Origin of the sequence: Bradyrhizobium sp. LTSP885, assembly GCF_000938305.1 — a bacterium.
GTDB lineage: Bacteria > Pseudomonadota > Alphaproteobacteria > Rhizobiales > Xanthobacteraceae > Bradyrhizobium.
The window spans coordinates 201374-221083 of sequence record NZ_JYMT01000036.1 but is presented as its reverse complement, the minus strand read 5'-3'; the positions used below and the strand labels follow the sequence as shown (position 1 = coordinate 221083).

The following is a 19710-nucleotide window of genomic DNA, read 5'->3' as shown; positions in this document are numbered from 1 at the left end:
ATGCGGCTCGAGGTGACGCGGCTGCAGAAGCAGCTCGGCACCACGGCGGTTTACGTCACCCACGACCAGGTCGAGGCCATGACCATGGCTGACAAGATCGTGGTGCTGAATGCCGGCAAGATCGAGCAGTACGGCTCGCCGCTCGAACTCTACGAGAAGCCCGCCAACCTGTTCGTCGCCGGCTTCATCGGCTCGCCCAAGATGAATTTCGTCACCGGCGAGCCGGCCAAGCAGCAGGGCGCCACCACCATCGGCGTGCGGCCCGAGCATCTGAAGGTCGAACCGAACGGGAAGGGCGGCTGGCCCGGGACGGTCGCGGTTGCCGAGCATCTCGGCAGCGACACCTTCCTTTATATCGACGCCGGACCGCTCGGGACATTGACGGCGCGCTATGTCGGCGAGCTCGGCCTGCACCCGGGCGACAAGGTGTCAATGATCCCGGAGCCGTCGCGGGTCTATCGTTTCGACGACAGCGGAAAATCGATCCACGCGTAAGACGCGGACGACCGAAGCATGATCCGGAAAAGTGTGAAGCGGTTTTCCGAGAAGATCATGCTCAAACAAGAAGCTAAAGCGCGATGATCTCATCGCGATTTAGGGTTGGATACGCTCAGGCCAGGGCGACGCGCTCGCTGTTCGCGGGCACAGGCAAAGGAAGAAGAAAATGTATCTCGAGAAGTTCAGATTGGACGGCAAGACCGCGATTATCACCGGCGCCGGCCAGGGTATCGGTCTCGGCTGCGCCGAGGCGCTGGCCGAAGCGGGCGCCAAGGTCATCATCGGCGATCGCGACGCCAAGGCGGCCAACGATGCCAAGGCCGAGCTGAAGGCCAAGGGCTTTGACGCCGATATCGCCGTGATGGATGTCACGGACTCGAAACGCGTGTCCGAGATCGCCGACGAGCTGGTCAAAAAGTATGGAAAGGTCGACATCCTCGTCAACAATGCCGGCATTGCCCGCAGCGAAACGCCGGCCGAGACCGTGACCGACGAGCATTGGCTCAACGTCGTCGACGTCAATTTGAACGGCACGTTCTGGTGCTGCCGGGCGTTCGGCAACCACATGCTGAAGGCAAAGTCCGGAACCATCGTCAATGTCGGCTCGATGTCCGGCTTCATCGTCAACAAGCCGCAGGAACAGTGCTTCTACAATGCGTCCAAGGCCGCAGTGCACCACCTGACCAAATCGCTCGCCGCCGAATGGGCGGCGCGGGGCGTCCGCGTCAACGCGGTGGCGCCGACCTATATCGAGACGCCGCTGAATGCCTTCGTGAAGAATAGCCCCCGGATGTACGACGCCTGGATCGGTGGAACTCCGATGGCCCGGATGGGCCAGGTCGACGAGATCGCCTCCGTGGTTCTGTTCCTGGCCTCCGAGGCCGCCAGCCTGATGACCGGAAGCATCGTTTTGGTCGATGGCGGCTACACTTGCTGGTAAGCTTGCCCCGGACATAACGGAGCGGCTATGCGGCAAGCCTATATCGGGGTGGACGTCGGGAGCACCAGCGCCCGGGCGGGGGTATTCGACGAGGCCGGACAATTGCTGGGCGCGGCCCGGCATCCGATTCGCGTCTGGCATGAGACCGGCGACATCGTCGAGCAATCGTCCGAGGACATCTGGGCGGCCTGCGTCGCTTCCGTCCGCAGTGCGATGCGCGAGGCCGCGGTTGCGGCCGAGCACGTCAAGGGCATTGGCTTCGACGCGACCTGCTCGCTCGTGGTGCTCGACAAAGCCGGGCGGCCACTGACTGTCAGTCCGTCAGGCGATCATGCGCGCAATGTCGTGGTCTGGATGGACCATCGTGCGATGGACGAAACCCAGTTCGTCAACGCAACCGGCGATCGTGTGCTGCGCTACGTCGGCGGCGCCATCTCGCCGGAGATGGAAATCCCGAAGATCCTCTGGCTGAAGCGACATCTGCCGGCGACCTTAGATGCCGCGGGACACTTTTTCGACCTCGCCGACTATCTCTCGTTCCGCGCCACCGGCTCGCTGGCACGGTCGACCTGCACGGTTACCTGCAAATGGACCTATGTGGCGGGCGAGGGCGGCTGGAGCGAAGCTTTCTTCAGGCGGGTTGGGCTTGAGGATCTCGCAGCAGACCGCTTTGCGCGGATCGGCACCGAGATCGTCCCGCCGGGGTCGCCGCTCGGACGGGGACTATCGGAAGACGCCGCGCGCGATCTCGGTTTGATGCCGGGGACGGCAGTCGGCGCCTCGCTGATCGATGCCCATGCCGGCGGGGTCGGCGCGATCGGCGGCCGCGACGGGTCCGGTGCCGACGTCGATGTCTGCCAGCGGCTCGCCTACATCATGGGAACGTCGGCCTGCATCATGGCGACGACCGTCGATCCCTGCTTCGTGCCCGGCGTCTGGGGGCCGTATTTCGCAGGCATGGTGCCGGGCTTCTGGCTGAACGAGGGTGGTCAGTCTGCGGCGGGCGCTGCGATCGATCATCTGCTCCGCTCGCATCCGGCGCATGCCGAGGTTCTGGCCGCGGCGAAGAGCGACGGCGTCGATGTCATCGAGTTCCTCGAGAAGCGCATCCTTGCGCGCGCGGGCAACGCCGGCGCCGCTGCGCTGCTGGCGCGCAACGTTCACGTGCTGCCGGAATTCCTCGGCAACCGCTCGCCCTATTCCGATCCGGGATCGCGCGCCGTGATCGCGGGGCTCGATCTCGATACCGACGTGTCGGCGATGGAGCGGCTGTTCATCGCCGGCCTGTGCGGGCTCGCTTATGGCCTTGCCGACGTTATCGACGCCTTGCAGGCCCATGGGGTCGACGGCAAGACCATCGTGATCGGCGGCGGCGCCAGCCGCAGTCCGCTGGTTCGCCAGATCATGGCCGACACCACCGGCTACACCGTGGCGCTGCCGCAGACCCAGGAGCCGGTGCTGCTGGGGGCTGCGATGCTCGGTGCCGTCGCCAGCGGCGCGCACAACTCGATCAACGCGGCGATGGCCGGCATGTCGGCTTTGGGCCGATTGAGCGAACCAACCAAGCCCGAGATGGCCGAGTTCCACCGCCGGAAGCGTGGCGTGCACAAGATGCTTCGCGACCTCGATCGCGGCACGCGCGAGGCGATGAAGCGGGCGCCCGGCGAAGCACTATCGACCTAGGACGTTTTGCAAGATGCTGCTGAGTTGCGGAGATGCGCTGATCGATTTCCTGCCGTCGAAGACGGCGGACGGCCGCGAAGCGTTGACGCCCGCGGTCGGCGGCTCCTGTCTCAACATCGCGATCGGCGGCGCGCGGCTCGATGTCCCGACAGGCTTTGTCGGCGGCATCTCGACCGATACGTTCGGCAAGATGATCGCTGATCACGCGCTGAATTCGGCCGTGGATCTTCGTTACGCGACCCGAAGCGATCACCAGGCGACGCTGGCGTTTGCGCGCGTGACCGGAACCGAGACCCAATACGCGTTCTATGACGCTGACACCGCGTCGCGAAACTGGGTCTATCGGCGTGATGCGATTGCGCTCGGAGGCGTTGAATGCATTCACACCGGCTCGACAACGCTGGTTCATGACAAGGGCGCGGCCGAAACGCTGGCTCTCATCGAGGATGCCCGGCCGAGCGCGACGATTTCGCTCGATCCGAACTGTCGCCCGAACCTGGTCAAGGACAAGGATGCCTATCGCGCGCGGATGATGACCTTCTGCGGCAAGGCCGACATCGTAAAAATGTCCGACGTCGACTTCGCCTATCTGTTCGGCGACGAGCCATATGCGGAGAGGGCCGTGCAGCTGCTGTCGGACGGCTCGTCCCTCGTCGTCGTGACGCGCGGCAACCACGGCGCCTCCGCCTGGCATCATCAGACGGGACTGATCGAGGTCGACGCGCCCGTGGTGAAGGTTGTCGATACGATCGGTGCCGGCGATAGCTTTCAGGCGGCTTTGCTGGCCGCGCTACACCGGCTCGGCCGGATCGACCGGCAGCGGTTGGCGGATATCACCGCGGCCGAGCTCAAGCGCGCGTTGTCTTTTGCCTGCAAATGTGCCGCCTTCACCTGCACGCGCGCCGGCGCCGATCCGCCGCGCAGCCGCGAACTGGCCGCCGATTATTGGTAGGCTATGCCATCCGACGGCGGCGGATGCGGGCCTCAGATCCGCGCAACCACTTTCTCCGCGCTCTTGAGAAAGGTTCGGATCAGCTGGGACGAGGAATCCCGCCGCCAGCAAGCCGCGATCTCGATCGTGTCGGCGGCGTCGAGGAAGGGACGAAACACGATGCCGGGCGGCGCGCCCAGTTTGGCGCAGGCCGGCAGGATCGAGAGGCCTTCCCCGGCGAGCACGAGACCGAGCGCCGAATGCACGGTTTCAACCCGGCTGATGATCGGCATCACGACCTGATGCCGCCGAAGCAACGCCGCCACGGCGGACGAGGTCGGCTCTTCCTCCGGCCGCGGCAGCGCGATCAGAGGGCGTCCCTGCAATTTGTCGACAGGCACCGCGGTCATGCGCGCCAGCGGCGAACGTGCCGGTGCGGCGAGCATCAGTGTCTGCGTTCCGATCTGGGCGACCTGGATCTCCGGGTGATGAATCGCCGGCATGCAGAGCGCGACCCCGACGGCACGGTCGAGCAGCAACGGTTCACGCGTCGACGCACTCAGCTCGACGAAGTCGAGATCGACGCCCGGTAGCGACCGGCGCAATTCCGGCACCAGCTGCGGCAGCACGGCGCTGGCGAGCACGAACATGTATCCGACAGACAACCGTCCGCGCCGCCCGGCCGCGACCGCGCGCGCCGCTTCGACACCTTCGGCGGCGAGCGCGAGCGCTTCGCTCGCCCGTGACATCAGGGCAAGACCCGCTTCGGTCAAATCCATTCCGCGCGTCCCGCGGCGAAACAGCGGTGTGCCCAGTTCGGCCTCGAGCTTGCGGATTTGTACGGAGAGCGGCGGCTGCGCCATCCGCAGCCGTTCCGCCGCCTTGCCGACGCTGCGCTCTTCAGCCACGGCCACGAAGTAACGAAGCCGACGGAGATCCATGAGACATACCGAAAACGTATGGGTTGGTCTTCAAATTCGTATTGGACGGCGAGTTAACAGGAGTGTCATTCTGGCTGTCAATGCCGTCGGTCTTGCGGGACGGTCTTGACGGAGAGTTCTCGACGATGAGCGGCGATCCTTGCTTCCTGTCTGCGACCGAGCTTCGCGCGCGCATCGCTCGCAAGGACGTCTCGCCCGTCGAGATCACCCGCGCGGTGCTGGCCCGGGCCGAGCGGTTGCAGCCGGAATTGAACTGCTTCATCACGCTGTGCGCCGACGAGGCGATGGCGCAGGCCAAGGACGCCGAGCGCCAAATCATGGCCGGTGCGCCGCTCGGCCTGCTCCATGGCATTCCCTTCACGGTCAAGGATCTCGTCAACACCAAGGGCGTGCGGACGACGTTCGGTGCTGTGCCGTTTCAGGACAATGTGCCCGATCACGATGCGGTGGCGGTAGCTCGATTGCGCGCGCAGGGCGGAATCCTGATCGGCAAGACCACGACGCCGGAGTTCGGCAGCAAATGCCTGACCGATTCGCCGTTGTTCGGCCGCACGCGCAATGCGTGGAGCGCCGACCGCTCCAGCGGCGGCTCAAGCGGTGGCGCGGCGGTGGCGGTCGCAAGCGGCATCGCGCCGCTGGCGGTGGCGACCGATGGCGGCGGCTCGACCCGGATTCCGGCCGCTTGTAATGGCGTCGTCGGCTTGAAGCAAAGCAACGGCGTGATCCCGCACAGCCAGGTGCAAGATGCCTTCGGCAACCAGACCTATGTCACGCCGACCACGCGCACCGTCGCCGATACCGCGCTGATGCTGCAGGCGATGGCGGGCGAGGACGCCTCCGATCCCTGGTCGATCGGCGTGCCGGTGCCAGACTATCCAGATGTCGCTGCGCCGCGCGGCGATCTCAAGGCTAAGAAAATCCTGTTCTGCCTCTCGCCGCCCGGTCGTCCGGTGACCGAGGATGTGGCGGCCGCGTTCAAGGCAAGTCTCGATCGGTTGGCCAGTCTGGGCGCCGAGCTCGAGGAGTTTTCCGGCGAGGGCTTTGATATCGAGCCGATCTGGCGCGCCATCAACCACACCGCCTGGCGCACCCGCTTCGAAAAGCTCGCGGCCGATCATCCCAACAACCTCAGCGCGACGTTCCTCAAGCAGCTCGCGCTCGCCGAGAAGGTCAGCGGCGTCGATTACCAGCAGGCCATGTTCGACCGCACCGCGCTGTTCCGCCGCGTGCAGTCGATGCTCGCAACTGCCGACTGGCTCGCGATGCCGACCCTCACTCGATCAGCGCTGCCGATCGACCAGGATTTGTTCGGCAGCATCGATATCGACGGGCAGAGCTTTGACAGCGTGCGGCCGCACTGGTTTCCCTGGACCATGCCCTTCAACATGACCGGGCACCCCGCCATCAGCCTCCCGGCTGGCTTTGGCCGCGACGGCCTGCCGATCGGCCTGCATCTCGTCGGCCGTTTCCGTGCCGATGCCGATCTTTTGCGCGTCTCGGCGCTGTTCGAGCAGGCGAGCGATCTGCTCGGCCGCTGGCCGGCCTGATGTCATGCGGGGCTTGCTTTCGTCGGCGAACATGTTGAAACGTGCGGGTCCATTCACTGAATTCGGGCACGCATGAGCGTCTTCGTCCTACGGCGAATCTTGACCCTGGTGGCGACGCTGTTCGCCGCCTCGCTGATCATTTTTCTCGTGCTCGACGCGCTGCCCGGCAATGCCGCCCAGATGCTGATGGGGGCGGACGCGTCACCCGATGCGGTGCGTGCGCTCACCGTCAAGCTCGGGCTCGATCAGCCGCTCGCGCTGCGCTATTTGCTCTGGATCAAGGGCATGGCGGTCGGCGATCTCGGCAACAGCTATGTCTATGGCACGCCGGTGGCCGGATTGATCGCGGAGCGCCTGGTGCTGACCATTCCGCTTGCGATCATGTCGATGTCGATCTCCGTCGTTCTGGCGCTGACTGCAGGCATCTACACCGCCGCCAATCATAACAAGCTCGGCGACGTCGGCGTGATGTCGCTGACGCAAATTGGCATCGCGCTGCCGAACTTCTGGTTTGCGATCCTCCTGATCCTGCTGTTCGCGGTGAAGCTGCAATGGCTGTCCGCCGGCGGATTCGCCGGCTGGGACGACGGCGTATGGGCAGGTGTACGATCGCTGCTGCTGCCTTCGATCTCGCTCGCCGTGGTGCAGGCCGCGATCCTCGCCCGGGTCACGCGCTCGGCCGTGCTGGAGGTACTGCGTGAGGATTTCGTGCGCACCGCGCGGGCCAAGGGACTCGGCAGGCGCGAGGTGCTGTGGCGCCACGTGCTGCGCAACGCCATGATCCCGGTCATGACGGTGATGGGCCTGCAATTCGCCAACCTGCTGGCGGGCACCATCGTGATCGAGAACGTGTTCTATCTGCCGGGGCTCGGCCGTCTGATCTTCCAGTCGATCGCCAATCGCGACCTGATCGTGGTGCGCAATTGCGTGATGCTGCTGGCGGCCATGGTCGTGACAGTCAACTTCGTGGTCGATGTGCTCTATGCCTTCATCGATCCGCGCATCAAGGTGGCCAACCTGTGAATACGCCGCTGACCGCTGCGGCCGGCGCGCCGGCGAGTATTCCCGGCGCAAGGCCGGCGACCGGCTTCTGGCGGCGCGCGCTGCGCCATCGCAGCTTTGTGCTCGGGGCCGTGCTGAGCTTGCTGGTGCTGGGAGCAGCCTTGCTGTCGCTGGTCTGGACGCCGTGGTCAGCCTACGACATCGATGTCGCCGCAAAGCTGCGGCCGCCGTCGGCCGCGCACTGGCTCGGCACCGACGTGCTCGGCCGCGATATCGTGTCGCTGCTGCTGGTCGGCGCCCGCGCCACCATCATGGTCGGAATCATCGCTGTCGGCATCGGCCTGACGTTCGGCGTTTGTCTCGGCCTGGTCGCGTCCGCCCGCAAGGGCTGGACCGAAGAACTCATCATGCGGCTGAGCGACTTCACCTTTGCGTTTCCGGCCGTGCTCTCGGCGATCATGCTCGCCGCCGTGGTCGGTCCGGGCATGGTGACCTCGATCATCGCCATCGGCATCTTCCAGATTCCGACCTTTATCCGCGTCACGCGCGGATCGGCCAATGCGATCTGGGCGCGCGAATTTATTCTCGCGGCGCGTGCCGCGGGCAAGGGCAAATTCCGCATCACCATCGAGCACGTGCTGCCGAACATCCTGTCGATCCTGATCGTGCAGGCGACGATCCAGTTTGCGCTGGCGATCCTCGCCGAAGCTGCGCTGTCCTATCTCGGGCTCGGGACGCAGCCGCCGCAGCCATCCTGGGGACGCATGCTCAACGACGCGCAGACGCTGCTGTTCCAGTCGCCGATGCTTGCGGTCTATCCCGGCGTTGCGATCGCGATCGCCGTGCTCGGCCTCAACCTCCTCGGCGACGGGCTGCGCGACCTGCTCGATCCCCGGCTGGCGCGGGAGCGATGATTGTGAACGACGCCAATACACCCCTTATCGAAGTCAAGGATCTCGGCATCCGGCTCAACACCAGCCGCGGCCCGGCACAGGCCGTCCGTGGCGTCAGCTTTGCACTGAAGCGGGGCGAGACGCTCGGACTGGTTGGCGAGTCCGGTTGCGGCAAGTCGATCACCGCGCTCGCTTTGATGGGCCTGTTGCCCGACAGCGCCGTCGTCAGCGGCAGCATCCGGCTCGAGGGCAGCGAACTGGTGGGGCTGCCGGATGCTAGCTACTGCAGGCTGCGCGGCAATCGCATCAGCATGATCTTCCAGGAGCCGATGACCGCGCTCAATCCGATGCACACGATCGGGCGCCAGGTCGCCGAGCCGCTGCGGCGTCACACCGGCTGCTCGGCGGCGCAGGCGCGGAAAGAGACCATTGCCTTGCTCGATCGCGTCGGCCTTCCCGACGCCGCCAAGCGCGTCGACGCCTATCCGCACCAGTTCTCCGGCGGCCAGCGTCAGCGCATCACGATTGCAATGGCCTTGGCCTGCGAGCCCGACGTGCTGATCGCCGACGAGCCGACCACCGCGCTCGACGTCACGATCCAGGGGCAGATCCTCGATTTGATCGCCGATCTGGTTGCCGAGCGCGGCATGGCGATGATCCTGATCTCGCACGACCTCGGCGTGATCGCCGAGAACGTCCAGCGCATGATGGTGATGTATGGCGGCACCGTCGTCGAAAGCGGCGTCACCAATGCCGTGTTCACGCGGATGGGGCATCCCTATACCCAGGGCCTGTTCCGCGCACGGCCACGGCTCGGAGCGAAGAAGGGGACGCGGCTGACGACGATTGCCGGCACGGTGCCCGAGCTTGCCGATTTGCCGGCTGGCTGTACCTTCGCCGACCGCTGCGCGATCGTCGAGGCGGGTTGCCGCGCGGCATTGCCCGCAGTGGTGGATGTCGGCGCCGGCCATGGCGTGCGCTGCGTCAGGACGGATGTCTCGATGGCAGCCGGAGGCGTCGTCGCATGACCTTGCTCGACCAGTCCGCGCCCGCGACGCCACTGCTTGAGGTGAAGGACCTGGTGCAGCGCTACACGCTGCCGCGCGAAAGCCTGTTCAAACCGGCGCCGCAGGTGCACGCACTCAACGGCGTCACCGCGCAAGTCGTGTCGGGCAAGAGCCTCGGCGTCGTCGGCGAGTCCGGCTCGGGCAAGTCGACCTTCGCGCGGGTCGTGATGGCGCTGGAGCGGCCGTCGTCGGGGACGGTCGCGCTGCTGGGGCGCGACCTGAACCAGATGCCGGCCGACGAACTCCGTCACGCCCGGCGCGATTTCCAGATGGTGTTCCAGGACCCCTATGGATCGCTTGATCCGCGGCAGACCATTGCCCGCATCGTCGCTGAGCCACTCACGGCGCTGGGGCGGATGGACCGGAGCAGTTTGCGCGATCGCGTCGCCAAGGTGCTGCGGCAGGTCGGGCTGCGCGACGCCGACATGGACAAGTTCCCGCATGAATTCTCCGGCGGCCAGCGCCAGCGGATCGCGATTGCGCGGGCGCTGATCACCCAGCCGAAGCTGATCGTCGCCGACGAGCCGGTCTCCGCGCTCGACGTTTCGGTGCAGGCGCAGGTGCTCAATTTGATGCAGGACCTGCAGGGCGAATTCGGATTGAGCTACGTCCTGATCAGCCACGATCTCGCGGTCGTCGACCTGCTCTGTGACGAGATCGCGGTGATGTATCTCGGCCGGATCGTCGAGCAGGGGCGTTCTGAAGATCTGTTCGCGCACTCCGCCCATCCCTATACCCGCGCGCTGCTCGAGGCGGTGCCGCGTATCAGGGCCGGCGGCGTCCGCCGGCGCCGCGGGGCGCAGGCGATCGCCTCGCAGTCGACGGGTGCGACGGGGTGCCCCTATGCGTCGCGCTGTGTCCTGGCCGACCAGCATTGTCGCGAGACCGCGCCTGCGCTACGGACAGTGGGACAGGCGCATCTGGCTGCGTGCCACCACGCCGAGGCCGTGATGACGCTGCCGCCGGCGACGGCGGAGAGCGGTTAGTGTTTTGTGTGGGGCCGGCCTAAGCTGGTCGCGCAATACGTCCTGGGAGCAAGCGTATGTTGAAGAAACTGACCATTTTCGCCGTGGCCGCCACATTCGCAGCAATGCCGCTGCCGAGCCTGGCGCAGGGCAAGACCAGCGTCGTGATGGGTATGACGCTGGAGCCGCCGGGGCTCGATCCGACCAACGCGGCTGCCGCGGCGATCGCCGAGGTCACGCTCTATAACCTCTATGAGACGCTGACCAAGATCAATGAGGACGGCTCGGTGTCGCCCTTGCTGGCCGAGAGCTGGCAGGCCACGCCGGACCTGAAGACCTACACGTTCAAGCTGCAAAAGGGCGTCAAATTCCACAACGGCGAGCCGTTCGATTCCGCCGCCGTGAAATTCTCCTACGAGCGTGCCGCGGCGCCGACCTCGACCAACAAGGACAAGAGCCTGTTCCAGGCCTTCGAGACGGTGACTGCGCCCGATCCGGAAACGATCGTGGTCGCGCTGAAATATTCCGAACCGAACTTGCCGTTCCTGCTCGCCCAGGCGTCCGCCTCGATCGTCGAGCCGAAGAGCGCGCCGACCGATGTCACGCAGCCGGTCGGCACCGGGCCCTACACGCTCGGCGCCTGGGCCAAGGGATCGTCGATCACCCTGAACAAGTGGCCGGACTATCGCAACGCCGCCGCGATCAAGCTGTCCAAGGTGACCATCCGCTTCATCAGCGATCCCTCAGCGCAGGTCGCAGCACTGCTGTCGGGCGACGTCGACGCGTATCCGCGGGTCGCAGCCGCCCGCAGCCTGGCGCAGTTCAAGGCCGATCCGCGTTTCAACGTGCTGGTCGGCGGCTCCAAGGCCAAGACCATCGTCGCCATCAACGAACGCAAGAAGCCGCTCGACGACGTACGCGTCCGCCGCGCCATCCTTGCCGCGATCGATCGCAAGGCGATGGTCGACGGCGCCGTCGATGGCTTCGGCGCACCGATCGGCAGCTTCTATACGCCGGGCTCGCTTGGCTATATCGACACCACGGATATCAATCCCTACGACCCCGAAAAGGCCAAGAAGCTGCTCAGCGAGGCCGGCGTCACCACGCCGCTCGAGCTGTCGCTCAGGCTGCCGCCGCCGCCTTACGCGCGGCAGGGCGGCGAAATTCTCGCTGCCCAGCTTGCCAAGGTCGGCATAACAGCCAAGATCGAGAACATCGAATGGGCGCAATGGTTGTCGCAGGTCTTCGCCCCCAACGGCCCGCATAATTTCGACCTGACCATCGTGTCGCATGTCGAGCCGTTCGATCTCGTGAAGCTGACCGAGCCCGACTTCTATCTCGGCTACCAGTCACAGGCGTTCAACGCGCTCTACAAGCAGATCACGGCGACGCCGGCCGAGGCCGACCGCGCCAAGCTGCTCGGCGACGCGCAGCGCATGCTGGCGACCGATGCGGTGGCCGGCTTCCTGTTCCAGCCGCAATGGATCACGGTTGCCAGCAAGAAGCTGAAGGGCGTGTGGAAGGAAGTCCCGCAATTCGAGAACGACTTCTCGACCTGGTCCTGGGAGTAGCTGTGTACCCGGCGGGACGCAGACGCTCCCGCCGACCACCTCCTATTTCGATACCGTTACTTGACGCGCAGTCTCATTTTGATTGTTGCGCCGCAAAGATTCTTGCGGCGTCACCACGTGATTGCGATGTGGCCAACCCTTTATCCGGGCTGAATGGCGTGAATTTCCGTCTGTCGTTGGGATGACGCACGCGCACGCGCGGTTTGCGCTTCGCATTGCGCGCATCAGTTGTCTTTGCGCAAGACGGCAGTAAGGTGGAACTCGTCCATATTGCTTGCCGTCGTTTTGATTACCTATTGCAGTGCAAACAACCCAACGGTTGTCGCCTATGTAGGCAGCTCACCTCGGTCAGGTTTGGACAGGGTAGAAACAGAAACCATCCATAACGCTGCAACCAACAACCGCGGTGGGGAAACATGAAGAATGTGAAAGCGCTTGCGGCGTTCGCCGCAGCGGTCGGCGTTGGCCTGTTGTCAGGCGCTGCCGTCGGACAGGAAGTCAAGCAGGACCAAAAATCCCAGATCGGCAATGCCAACGTCGCTCCGGTGACGCAGGACCAGCTCAATGCGGCCGACAAGAACACGCGGGATTTCCTGCTGACCAACGGCAATTATGCCCAGACGCGTTTCTATCCGGGCAAGCAAATCGGCCGCGACAATGTGAAGAACCTGCACGTCGCCTGGATCTTCCAGACCGACGTCAAGGAATCGCTGGAGACATCTCCGATCGTCGTCGACGGCGTGATGTATGTCACGACGTCGTTCAGCCATGTCTACGCGCTCGATGCCAAGACCGGCCAGCAGCTCTGGCACTACGCGCACAAGATGGGGCCCATCACCACTTATTGCTGCGGTCCCAACAATCGCGGCGTCCAGGTGCTCGACGACCGGGTCTATCTGGCGACGCTTGATTCCAAGCTGCTGGCGCTGAACTCCAAGACCGGTGAAGTGGTGTGGACCACCAACATCGCCGATCCCGAGCTCGGCTACAGCGAGACGATGGCGCCGACCGTGGTCAAGGACAAGGTGCTGATCGGCACCAATGGCGGCGAATACGGCATCCGCGGCTTCGTGCGCGCCTATGACGCCAAGACCGGCAAGCAGCTCTGGAATTTCAACACCATTCCGGACAACTCCGTCGGCGTCTGGGCGACCAAGGATGCCACCGGCCGCGACATGCACCGCAACATCCAGGCCGAAAAGGACACGCTTGCCAAGATCGGCGATCCCTTCGCCAAGCTCGGCGGCGGCGTATGGCAGAACCCGTCGGTCGACCTCGCGACCAACCGGATCTATTTCGTCGTCGGCAACCCGTCACCCGATCTCGACGGATCGAACCGGCCCGGCGACAACCTCTACACCAACTCGCTGGTCTCGCTCGATCTCGACACCGGCAAGTACGTCTGCCACTCCCAGTACATCGCCCATGACGTGTGGGACCTCGACGCGGTCAGCCCGACCGTGCTGGTCAACGTCAAGGACAAGGACGGCAAGACCATTCCCGGCGTCATCCATGCCGGCAAGACCGGGCACATCTATGTGCACGATCGCAAGGACTGCAGCCTGATCCGCTTCTCCGAGGCGATGGTGCCGCAAGAGAACATGTGGGTGCTGCCGACCAAGGAAGGCGCGCGGATGCTGCCGGGCGCCAATGGCGGCGTCGAATGGTCGCCGATCGCGACCGATCCGGGACAGGAACTAGCCTACGCCATCAACCTGCACCAGCCGATGACCTATCACGTCGAAAGCTCGGCCTATCCGAACGGCAAGTTGTGGTTGGGCGGCGCCTTCAAGGTGATCCCGAGCGAGAAACAGTCGGGCAACATCACCGCTGTCAACTACAACACCGGCAAGATCAAGTGGCAGGTCAAGACACCCGAGCCGATGATCGGCGGCATCCTCGCCACCGCCGGCGGCCTGGTGTTCTCTGGCGAAGGCAACGGCAAGTTCGCAGCCTACAATTCCTCCAATGGCAAGGAATTGTGGAACTTCCACGCCGGTGCCGGCGTCAATGCACCGCCGTCGAGCTACATGATCGGCGGCAAGCAGTATGTCGTGGTCGGCGCTGGCGGTAACACTCAGCTCGATTTCAAGCGCGGCAACAACATCATCGCCTTCACGCTCGACTAAGAAGAAGAAAGTAATGACTATGAAGCGGGACCCGGTCGGTCCCGCTTCCGTTTTCTCCGGATGGACAGATGATCAGTAGATTGGCGATTTGCAGTGTTGCGCTGTTGCTGATTGCGACGCAGGTGCGTGCGGAAACGATCGAGGAAAAAGTCGAGATCTGCGCCGGGTGCCACGGTGCGGACGGCAAGCCGATCGACAAGACGATTCCGACGATCTGGGGCCAGCAAGCCGGCTATCTCTACATCCAGCTGCGTGATTTCAAGCGCGGCGACCGCAAGAGCGACATCATGCAGCCGATCGCGTCGCAGTTCGAGCGCGACGACATGCTGGCGATCGGCGAGTATTTCTCGCAGAAGCCATGGCCGGATCTCGGCCAGCCGCGCGCGCCCAAGGACGTCGCGGCGAAGGCGGTCAGTGCCAGCGGCTCGGTCGGCTGCCCGGCCTGTCATCTCGACCATTTCCAGGGCGACGGCACGGTGCCGCGCCTCGCCGGCATGGGACGCGATTACCTCGCCAGGACCATCGCCGATTTCCGCACGCGCGCGCGCGGTAACAACCCTGGTATGTCCGACCTGATGCTGGCGACCTCGCCCGATGACCTCGCCGCGCTGGTGGACTATCTGGCTGGGCTCTGAGCATGATCCGGAAAAGTGTGAAGCGGTTTTCCGGACAGATCATGCTCAAAAGAGAAGCTGAAGCGCGATCTCATCGCGCTTGAGCGCGTTCTGTCAGCTCCTCGCGGAGTGCCGACAGCACCGTGAGATCGGCGGCGTGCTTGCCGGCCTTGTCGGCCAGCGCAGGATCGGCGCCATGCGCCAACAGCGCCTTGACGATCGCGGGATGATTGCCTTCGGCGGCGATCATCAGCGCGGTGCGTCCGCGCGCGTCTGACATGTCAATCGTCGCGCCGGCGTCGAGCAGATATGAGACGATGTCGAGCGCCTGTGCCTCCGCCACCGCCTCGTCAGGGCCCGACGCCCACATCAACAGCGTCAGATCGTTGGCGTAGCGCGCGTTGACGTCGATATCTGATACCAGCAACTGCTTGACGATGCCAAGCTGGCCGCCGGCGGTCGCATAGACCACCGGCGGTTTGCCGGTCTCGTCTGCCTTGCGGCCATCGGCACCATGCGCCAGCAGCAGTCGCACGACCATGTCCCGGCCGGCATAGGCTGCCGCCGCGACCGGCGAGGCGCCGCTCTGTCCGGTGAGGTTGACGTCGGCGCCGCGATCGATCAGCCGCTGCACGATCGCGACATGGCCGCGCTCGGCGGCGAAATACAGCGCGGTCGATCCCGCAAGATTGCGCGCGTCGACCGGTGCGCCGCGCGCCAGCATCAGATCGACCATGTCGAGATGACCGGAGCGGGCGGCGTGGCTCAGCGGCCGCGCGCCGAGCCGGTCCCGCGCATCGACCGAGGCGCCCCGGTCGAGCAGCTCGGTCGCGAGGTTGAGGCAATCGGCGTCAGCTGCGGAAAACAGCGTCAGCGACACCTCGATCGCGGTGAACTGGGTCTTGTCGGTCTCGTATTTGCGGATCAGCTCGCGGCACCGCGCCGGATCGGCCGCCGCGAGGCTGCTGTGGATGCTGCCGACGACAAGCAGCGCGGCGAGGCCGATGCGGCGATACAAGACGTCTTCCTCCGGCATGGCGCTGCTGAGCGCAGCGTCATGTCGGTTCAAGGTCGCATGATCCTCCGCCGCTGCCAAGCTGCGTTGCGAAACTGAGCCGCGCAGCGAAGTTGAGCCGTGCAGCTTTGTCGTGTCGTGCCAGGACGCGGACTCATCAAGGCGTAGCCACAACCGGATTGACGCGAGTTGAACAAATCCAAGGTAGTTGGCGGCGAGCCTGTCGTAGCGCGTCGCCACCTGACGGCATTGCTTGATCCTGTTGAAGAACCGTTCGACCTGATTGCGAGCGCGGTGGAGGTACGGGCTGAAGCAGATCGGATCGCTGCGATTGCTTTTCGGCGGGATGTTGAGTTCGTAGCGCATGATCGGCCCCTTCCGTCTGGTGGCTTGAATCATGTCTCGGCTGTCAGGCTCAACTGGTCGCTATGCACCCGAAAGCGGACCTACTATGTTTACCTTCAGTTTTGTCGTTCATGACCCACAACGGACATAGGGGTTGATTTTGCCGCTCGCTGGCCGGTTCAAGGATGCTATAGTTTGAGTGTTGCATCAGCAACTACACCGCACTCGGCGGATCACTCACGGTATTCGCACTGCCGCAGTGACCTGACGAAAATCGCGCTGGCGCGTGGAACCTTCCACGCGCCGGTTCATCTGTCATCGAATGTCGAGGAAATGCTCTTGCGCACAATTTGTTTGGTGGCTGCCGCGATGATCTTCGCGGCATCCGGAGGAATTGCTTTCGCCGAAGGTCCGGGCGACCCGACCGCCAACAAGTCCGATGGAGGCAAATATCTGGACAACGACGGCGACCCAACCTTCAAGGTCGCGCCCGACGGCACCGTCGACTGGTACACCTACTCCGGATACCGCCGCTATCACTCGGACTGTCATGTTTGTCACGGCCCTGACGGCGAGGGCGCGACCTGCGCGCCCGCGTTGAAGAATTCCGTCAAGACCATGAACTATGGCGACTTCCTCGCCGTGGTCGCAGGCGGCCGCAAGAACGTCGGCACTGCGCAGGACAATGTCATGCCGGCATTCGGCGATAATCCGAACGTAGCTTGCTACATGGACGATCTCTACATCTATCTTCGCGCTCGCTCGGTCGACGCGGTGGGGCGCGCACGGCCCGTGAAGCATGAAGACAAGTCTCCCGCTGCGCAGCAGGCGGAAGATTCCTGCATGGGCAAGCGCTGATCGATCGACCAGGAGAAGACAGCAATGATGAATGCCGCGCCGCTCCGCTGGCTTTGATGTCGTTCGATATAGCCGGCGACGCATCGTTCTAGATCGCCCTGACATTCCAATTATCGACTTGCCCGGCATCGGAGAAATCGCCCCGAGTGTCCAACTCGCGACGGACAAATAGCTCGACATCCTCCCAATCGTATTCAGGTTTTCGGCCGGCTCTCTGCCGCGCGGGACAGCATTGGCGGGATTTCCAAGACTTGTCTCACCCCAGTATCGCGCGACAATCTCATCTTCCCTCAATTGGATATTCAGATAGGACGGTGGGGCCGTTCCGTTTCTGGGTGGATAAGGAATAAATTCGAGTTCGTGCTCTTTCCAAACCCTCCTCAGTTCATAACGCGGAAGCTTGATTTCGGAATATGCCGCATCCCGATCTAAAGGGTCCAATTTTAGTACATCTCGCTGATTTTCTTCGAAAAGCTGCAGCCTGCTCTACAGCGCGTTCTCGCGAAGGAAAAGATCATTTATAGAGTGGCTCAAGCAACACCAAATGCACTTCCGTTATTGGGCCCTTCTCGGAAGTCCGATAACGTCCGCTTTCGCGCCGCTCTTGGGGGACAAGCGGACATCGATTCACGCGATTAATTTATGAGTGCGCGGCCCAAGTCGCGCGGCGATGTCGTATCGCGCTAGCCGCCGCGCTGGGCGGCGCTCGCATTCGCGACCGCGCGCGCGACATTGGCGATCACCTCGTCGCATTTTGCCGCGGGCGCGCTTGCGCCGGTCAGGTAGACCGTCACCACGATCGGCTTGCGGCCGGGCGGCCAGAACACGCCGATATCGTTATAGGTGCCGCGATCGCCGGTGCCGGTCTTGTCGCCGACCCGCCAGTCGCGGGGAACGCCGGCGCGCAGCCGCGCGTCGCCGGTCTTGTTGGCGACCATCCAGTCCGCCAGCTTCTGCCGCGAGGTGGCTTGTAGGACATCGCCGAGCACCACGCGCTGCAAATTCTTCAGCATCGCCGCGGGACTCGTGGTGTCGCGCGGATCGCCTGATACCCCCTCGTTCAGCGCCACCTCCCAGCGGTCGAGCCGGCTGACATTGTCGCCGATGGTTCGGAAGAAGTTGGTGAGGCCGGCGGGCCCACCGAGTTCGCGCAGCAGCAGATTGGCGGCGGTATTGTCGCTTTGCGTGATCGCGGCCTCGCAGAGTTCCGACAGCGTCATGTCCGATCCGACGTGTTCCTTGGTGATGGGCGCGTAGGCCAAGATATCCTTGGCCTGAATTTGCACGCGTTGGTCGAGGCTGGATTCGCCGCGATCGACCCGGTGCAGCACCGCGGCGGTCGCCAGCGCCTTGAAGGTGCTGCACATCGGGAAGCGCTCGTCGCCGCGCAGGCTGGCGCGCAATCCGGTCTCGGTATCGAGGGCGGCGACGCCGAGCCGGCCGCTGGTCGCCAGCTCGATGCGTGCAAATTCCTGCTGCAGCCGCTGGGTCAGCGCGTCGTGTTCCGTCGCCGCGGCTTGCCGCGGCAAGGCGAAGGAGGTGGCCAGGCCCAGCGTCCGCAATCCAAATGTCCGTCTCGTCAGCATATCGATTCCCATTCTCCGTTGGCGGCGCGAACCTGCCGAACGGCGTGACGATGGACAAACAATCATTTATACAGCGAGGCATGAGAAAAACTTGGTCATGACATCGTGCGCCGCCACCTCCCGCTGAACGCGCTGCGCGCCTTCGAGGCGTCGGCGCGGCTGCTCAGCTTCACCCGCGCGGGGCTCGAATTGCGCGTGACGCAGACCGCGATCAGCCATCAGGTCAAGCAGCTCGAGGACACGCTGGGTGCCACGTTGTTTCGGCGCCTGCCGCGCGGCCTCGTGCTGACAGATGAAGGCCTGGCGCTGTTGCCGGTGCTGACCGACGCGTTCGATCGCATCGGGGGTGCGATCGAGCGGATCGAGGCCAAGGAAACCCGCGAGGTCGTCACCGTCGGCTGCGTCGCGACCTTTGCGACCGGATGGCTGCTGCAGCGGATCGATCGCTTCAAGCGCGCGCATCCCTATGTCGACCTGCGTCTGATGACCAACAACAACCGCATCGACATCGCGGGCGACGGGCTCGATCTTGCGCTGCGCTTCGGCGACGGCTCGTGGCACGGCACCGAGGCGATCCATCTGCTGGCCGCGCCGCTGTCGCCGGTGTGCCGTCCCGATGTCGCCGACCGCCTGCGCAAACCGTCCGATCTGGCGCAGGAATTTCTGCTGCGCTCCTACCGCGCCGAGGAATGGCCGCTCTGGTTCGCGGTCGCGGGCGCGCCGTGCCCGAAGATCCAGGGTCCGATCTTCGACAGCTCGGTGGCGATGGCCGAAGCCGCCGCGCGCGGCGTCGGCATCGGGCTGGTGCCTATCGCGATGTTTCAGAACGAGCTCACCTCAGGCCGGCTGGTCCGGCCGTTTTTAACAGAGGTTCCGGCGGGGTCGTATTGGCTGACCTGGCTGAAGTCAAAGGACATGACACCAGGCATGCGCGCGTTCCGGGATTGGCTGCTGGAGACGCTGCGAACGGATGCGCGTAAAGTGGAGGAGGTGGCGGTGACGCCGGCACCGAGGCGGAAGATGAAGGCAAAGGCCAGACCGAAGCCACCGACCAAGACCAAAGCCAAGACGAAGCGGCGTTAACCCCTAGAGCATGATCCGGAAAAGTGTGTAGCGGTTTTCCGA

At 64.3% G+C, this 19710-nt stretch carries 17 protein-coding genes and 1 pseudogene; 14 read left to right on the top strand and 4 right to left on the bottom strand.

What is annotated here, in order from left to right:
• The 4 genes from UP09_RS38610 to UP09_RS23580 form a co-directional block, all read left to right on the top strand.
• On the top strand, positions 1 to 495 hold a 495-nt coding region (locus UP09_RS38610), incomplete at its 5' end, for an ABC transporter ATP-binding protein (RefSeq protein ID WP_044540676.1).
• A 169-nt stretch (positions 496 to 664) separates the two neighbouring features.
• Complete coding sequence (locus UP09_RS23590) at positions 665 to 1438, top strand: SDR family NAD(P)-dependent oxidoreductase (RefSeq protein WP_044540675.1); 774 nt, start codon at positions 665 to 667, stop codon at positions 1436 to 1438.
• A gap of 27 nt (positions 1439 to 1465) precedes the next feature.
• Positions 1466 to 3121, top strand: a complete 1656-nt coding sequence (locus UP09_RS23585) for an FGGY-family carbohydrate kinase (RefSeq protein WP_044540674.1) — start codon at positions 1466 to 1468, stop codon at positions 3119 to 3121.
• Between the two features lie 13 nt (positions 3122 to 3134).
• The gene (locus tag UP09_RS23580; protein WP_044540673.1) at positions 3135 to 4073 is read left to right on the top strand and encodes a carbohydrate kinase family protein; all 939 of its coding nucleotides are present in this window, start codon (positions 3135 to 3137) and stop codon (positions 4071 to 4073) included.
• A 32-nt stretch (positions 4074 to 4105) separates the two neighbouring features.
• Here the strand turns inward: UP09_RS23580 and UP09_RS23575 are convergent, their stop codons facing one another.
• Positions 4106 to 4993 carry a LysR family transcriptional regulator gene (locus tag UP09_RS23575; RefSeq protein WP_044540672.1) on the bottom strand — a complete coding sequence of 296 codons (888 nt, stop codon included), beginning with the start codon at positions 4991 to 4993 and terminating at the stop codon, positions 4106 to 4108.
• A gap of 125 nt (positions 4994 to 5118) precedes the next feature.
• Here UP09_RS23575 and UP09_RS23570 point away from each other — a divergent pair, with 125 nt between their 5' ends.
• From UP09_RS23570 to UP09_RS23535, 8 genes are all read left to right on the top strand, one after another.
• Positions 5119 to 6540 (top strand): amidase, encoded by a 1422-nt coding sequence (locus tag UP09_RS23570; RefSeq protein WP_044540732.1) that lies wholly within the window; start codon positions 5119 to 5121, stop codon positions 6538 to 6540.
• 72 nt (positions 6541 to 6612) lie between these two features.
• A complete protein-coding gene (locus UP09_RS23565) occupies positions 6613 to 7563 on the top strand; it encodes an ABC transporter permease (protein WP_044540671.1) in 951 nt (316 codons plus the stop codon).
• A complete protein-coding gene (locus UP09_RS23560) occupies positions 7560 to 8456 on the top strand; it encodes an ABC transporter permease (protein WP_044540670.1) in 897 nt (298 codons plus the stop codon). Before UP09_RS23565 ends, UP09_RS23560 begins: the two co-directional genes overlap by 4 nt.
• A gap of 2 nt (positions 8457 to 8458) precedes the next feature.
• A complete protein-coding gene (locus tag UP09_RS23555) occupies positions 8459 to 9463 on the top strand; it encodes an ABC transporter ATP-binding protein (protein WP_044540731.1) in 1005 nt (334 codons plus the stop codon).
• Positions 9460 to 10488 (top strand): ABC transporter ATP-binding protein, encoded by a 1029-nt coding sequence (locus UP09_RS23550; protein WP_044540669.1) that lies wholly within the window; start codon positions 9460 to 9462, stop codon positions 10486 to 10488. Before UP09_RS23555 ends, UP09_RS23550 begins: the two co-directional genes overlap by 4 nt.
• A gap of 56 nt (positions 10489 to 10544) precedes the next feature.
• Positions 10545 to 12038, top strand: a complete 1494-nt coding sequence (locus UP09_RS23545; RefSeq protein WP_044540668.1) for an ABC transporter substrate-binding protein — start codon at positions 10545 to 10547, stop codon at positions 12036 to 12038.
• A 416-nt stretch (positions 12039 to 12454) separates the two neighbouring features.
• A complete protein-coding gene (locus tag UP09_RS23540) occupies positions 12455 to 14167 on the top strand; it encodes a pyrroloquinoline quinone-dependent dehydrogenase (RefSeq protein ID WP_044540667.1) in 1713 nt (570 codons plus the stop codon).
• A 68-nt stretch (positions 14168 to 14235) separates the two neighbouring features.
• Positions 14236 to 14802, top strand: coding sequence for a c-type cytochrome (locus UP09_RS23535; protein ID WP_044540666.1), 567 nt, complete (start codon positions 14236 to 14238; stop codon positions 14800 to 14802).
• 70 nt (positions 14803 to 14872) lie between these two features.
• Here UP09_RS23535 and UP09_RS36410 read toward each other — a convergent pair whose 3' ends face one another.
• Both UP09_RS36410 and UP09_RS38605 read right to left on the bottom strand, forming a co-directional pair.
• Positions 14873 to 15817 carry an ankyrin repeat domain-containing protein gene (locus UP09_RS36410; RefSeq protein ID WP_245302166.1) on the bottom strand — a complete coding sequence of 315 codons (945 nt, stop codon included), beginning with the start codon at positions 15815 to 15817 and terminating at the stop codon, positions 14873 to 14875.
• 141 nt (positions 15818 to 15958) lie between these two features.
• Positions 15959 to 16090 (bottom strand): annotated as a pseudogene (locus tag UP09_RS38605) (IS5/IS1182 family transposase); the annotation flags it as partial.
• Between the two features lie 420 nt (positions 16091 to 16510).
• Here UP09_RS38605 and UP09_RS23525 point away from each other — a divergent pair.
• Complete coding sequence (locus UP09_RS23525; protein WP_044540729.1) at positions 16511 to 16999, top strand: c-type cytochrome, methanol metabolism-related; 489 nt, start codon at positions 16511 to 16513, stop codon at positions 16997 to 16999.
• A gap of 683 nt (positions 17000 to 17682) precedes the next feature.
• Here the strand turns inward: UP09_RS23525 and bla are convergent.
• Positions 17683 to 18585, bottom strand: a complete 903-nt coding sequence (gene bla, locus UP09_RS23520) for a class A beta-lactamase (RefSeq protein ID WP_156164743.1) — start codon at positions 18583 to 18585, stop codon at positions 17683 to 17685.
• Positions 18586 to 18690: 105 nt separating this feature from the next.
• Here bla and UP09_RS23515 point away from each other — a divergent pair, with 105 nt between their 5' ends.
• Positions 18691 to 19668, top strand: a complete 978-nt coding sequence (locus UP09_RS23515) for a LysR family transcriptional regulator (protein WP_044540665.1) — start codon at positions 18691 to 18693, stop codon at positions 19666 to 19668.
• Positions 19669 to 19710: the final 42 nt, after the last annotated feature.

What these genes read in the sequence shown, in the direction of transcription:
- UP09_RS23590 (WP_044540675.1), top strand. Translation starts at nt 665, where the DNA reads ATGTATCTCGAGAAGTTCAGATTGGACGGCAAGACCGCGATTATCACC.
- UP09_RS23585 (WP_044540674.1), top strand. Translation starts at nt 1,466, where the DNA reads ATGCGGCAAGCCTATATCGGGGTGGACGTCGGGAGCACCAGCGCCCGG.
- UP09_RS23580 (WP_044540673.1), top strand. Translation starts at nt 3,135, where the DNA reads ATGCTGCTGAGTTGCGGAGATGCGCTGATCGATTTCCTGCCGTCGAAG.
- UP09_RS23575 (WP_044540672.1), bottom strand. Translation starts at nt 4,993, where the DNA reads ATGGATCTCCGTCGGCTTCGTTACTTCGTGGCCGTGGCTGAAGAGCGC.
- UP09_RS23570 (WP_044540732.1), top strand. Translation starts at nt 5,119, where the DNA reads ATGAGCGGCGATCCTTGCTTCCTGTCTGCGACCGAGCTTCGCGCGCGC.
- UP09_RS23565 (WP_044540671.1), top strand. Translation starts at nt 6,613, where the DNA reads ATGAGCGTCTTCGTCCTACGGCGAATCTTGACCCTGGTGGCGACGCTG.
- UP09_RS23550 (WP_044540669.1), top strand. Translation starts at nt 9,460, where the DNA reads ATGACCTTGCTCGACCAGTCCGCGCCCGCGACGCCACTGCTTGAGGTG.
- UP09_RS23545 (WP_044540668.1), top strand. Translation starts at nt 10,545, where the DNA reads ATGTTGAAGAAACTGACCATTTTCGCCGTGGCCGCCACATTCGCAGCA.
- UP09_RS23540 (WP_044540667.1), top strand. Translation starts at nt 12,455, where the DNA reads ATGAAGAATGTGAAAGCGCTTGCGGCGTTCGCCGCAGCGGTCGGCGTT.
- UP09_RS23535 (WP_044540666.1), top strand. Translation starts at nt 14,236, where the DNA reads ATGATCAGTAGATTGGCGATTTGCAGTGTTGCGCTGTTGCTGATTGCG.
- UP09_RS36410 (WP_245302166.1), bottom strand. Translation starts at nt 15,817, where the DNA reads ATGCCGGAGGAAGACGTCTTGTATCGCCGCATCGGCCTCGCCGCGCTG.
- UP09_RS23525 (WP_044540729.1), top strand. Translation starts at nt 16,511, where the DNA reads ATGATCTTCGCGGCATCCGGAGGAATTGCTTTCGCCGAAGGTCCGGGC.
- bla (WP_156164743.1), bottom strand. Translation starts at nt 18,585, where the DNA reads ATGCTGACGAGACGGACATTTGGATTGCGGACGCTGGGCCTGGCCACC.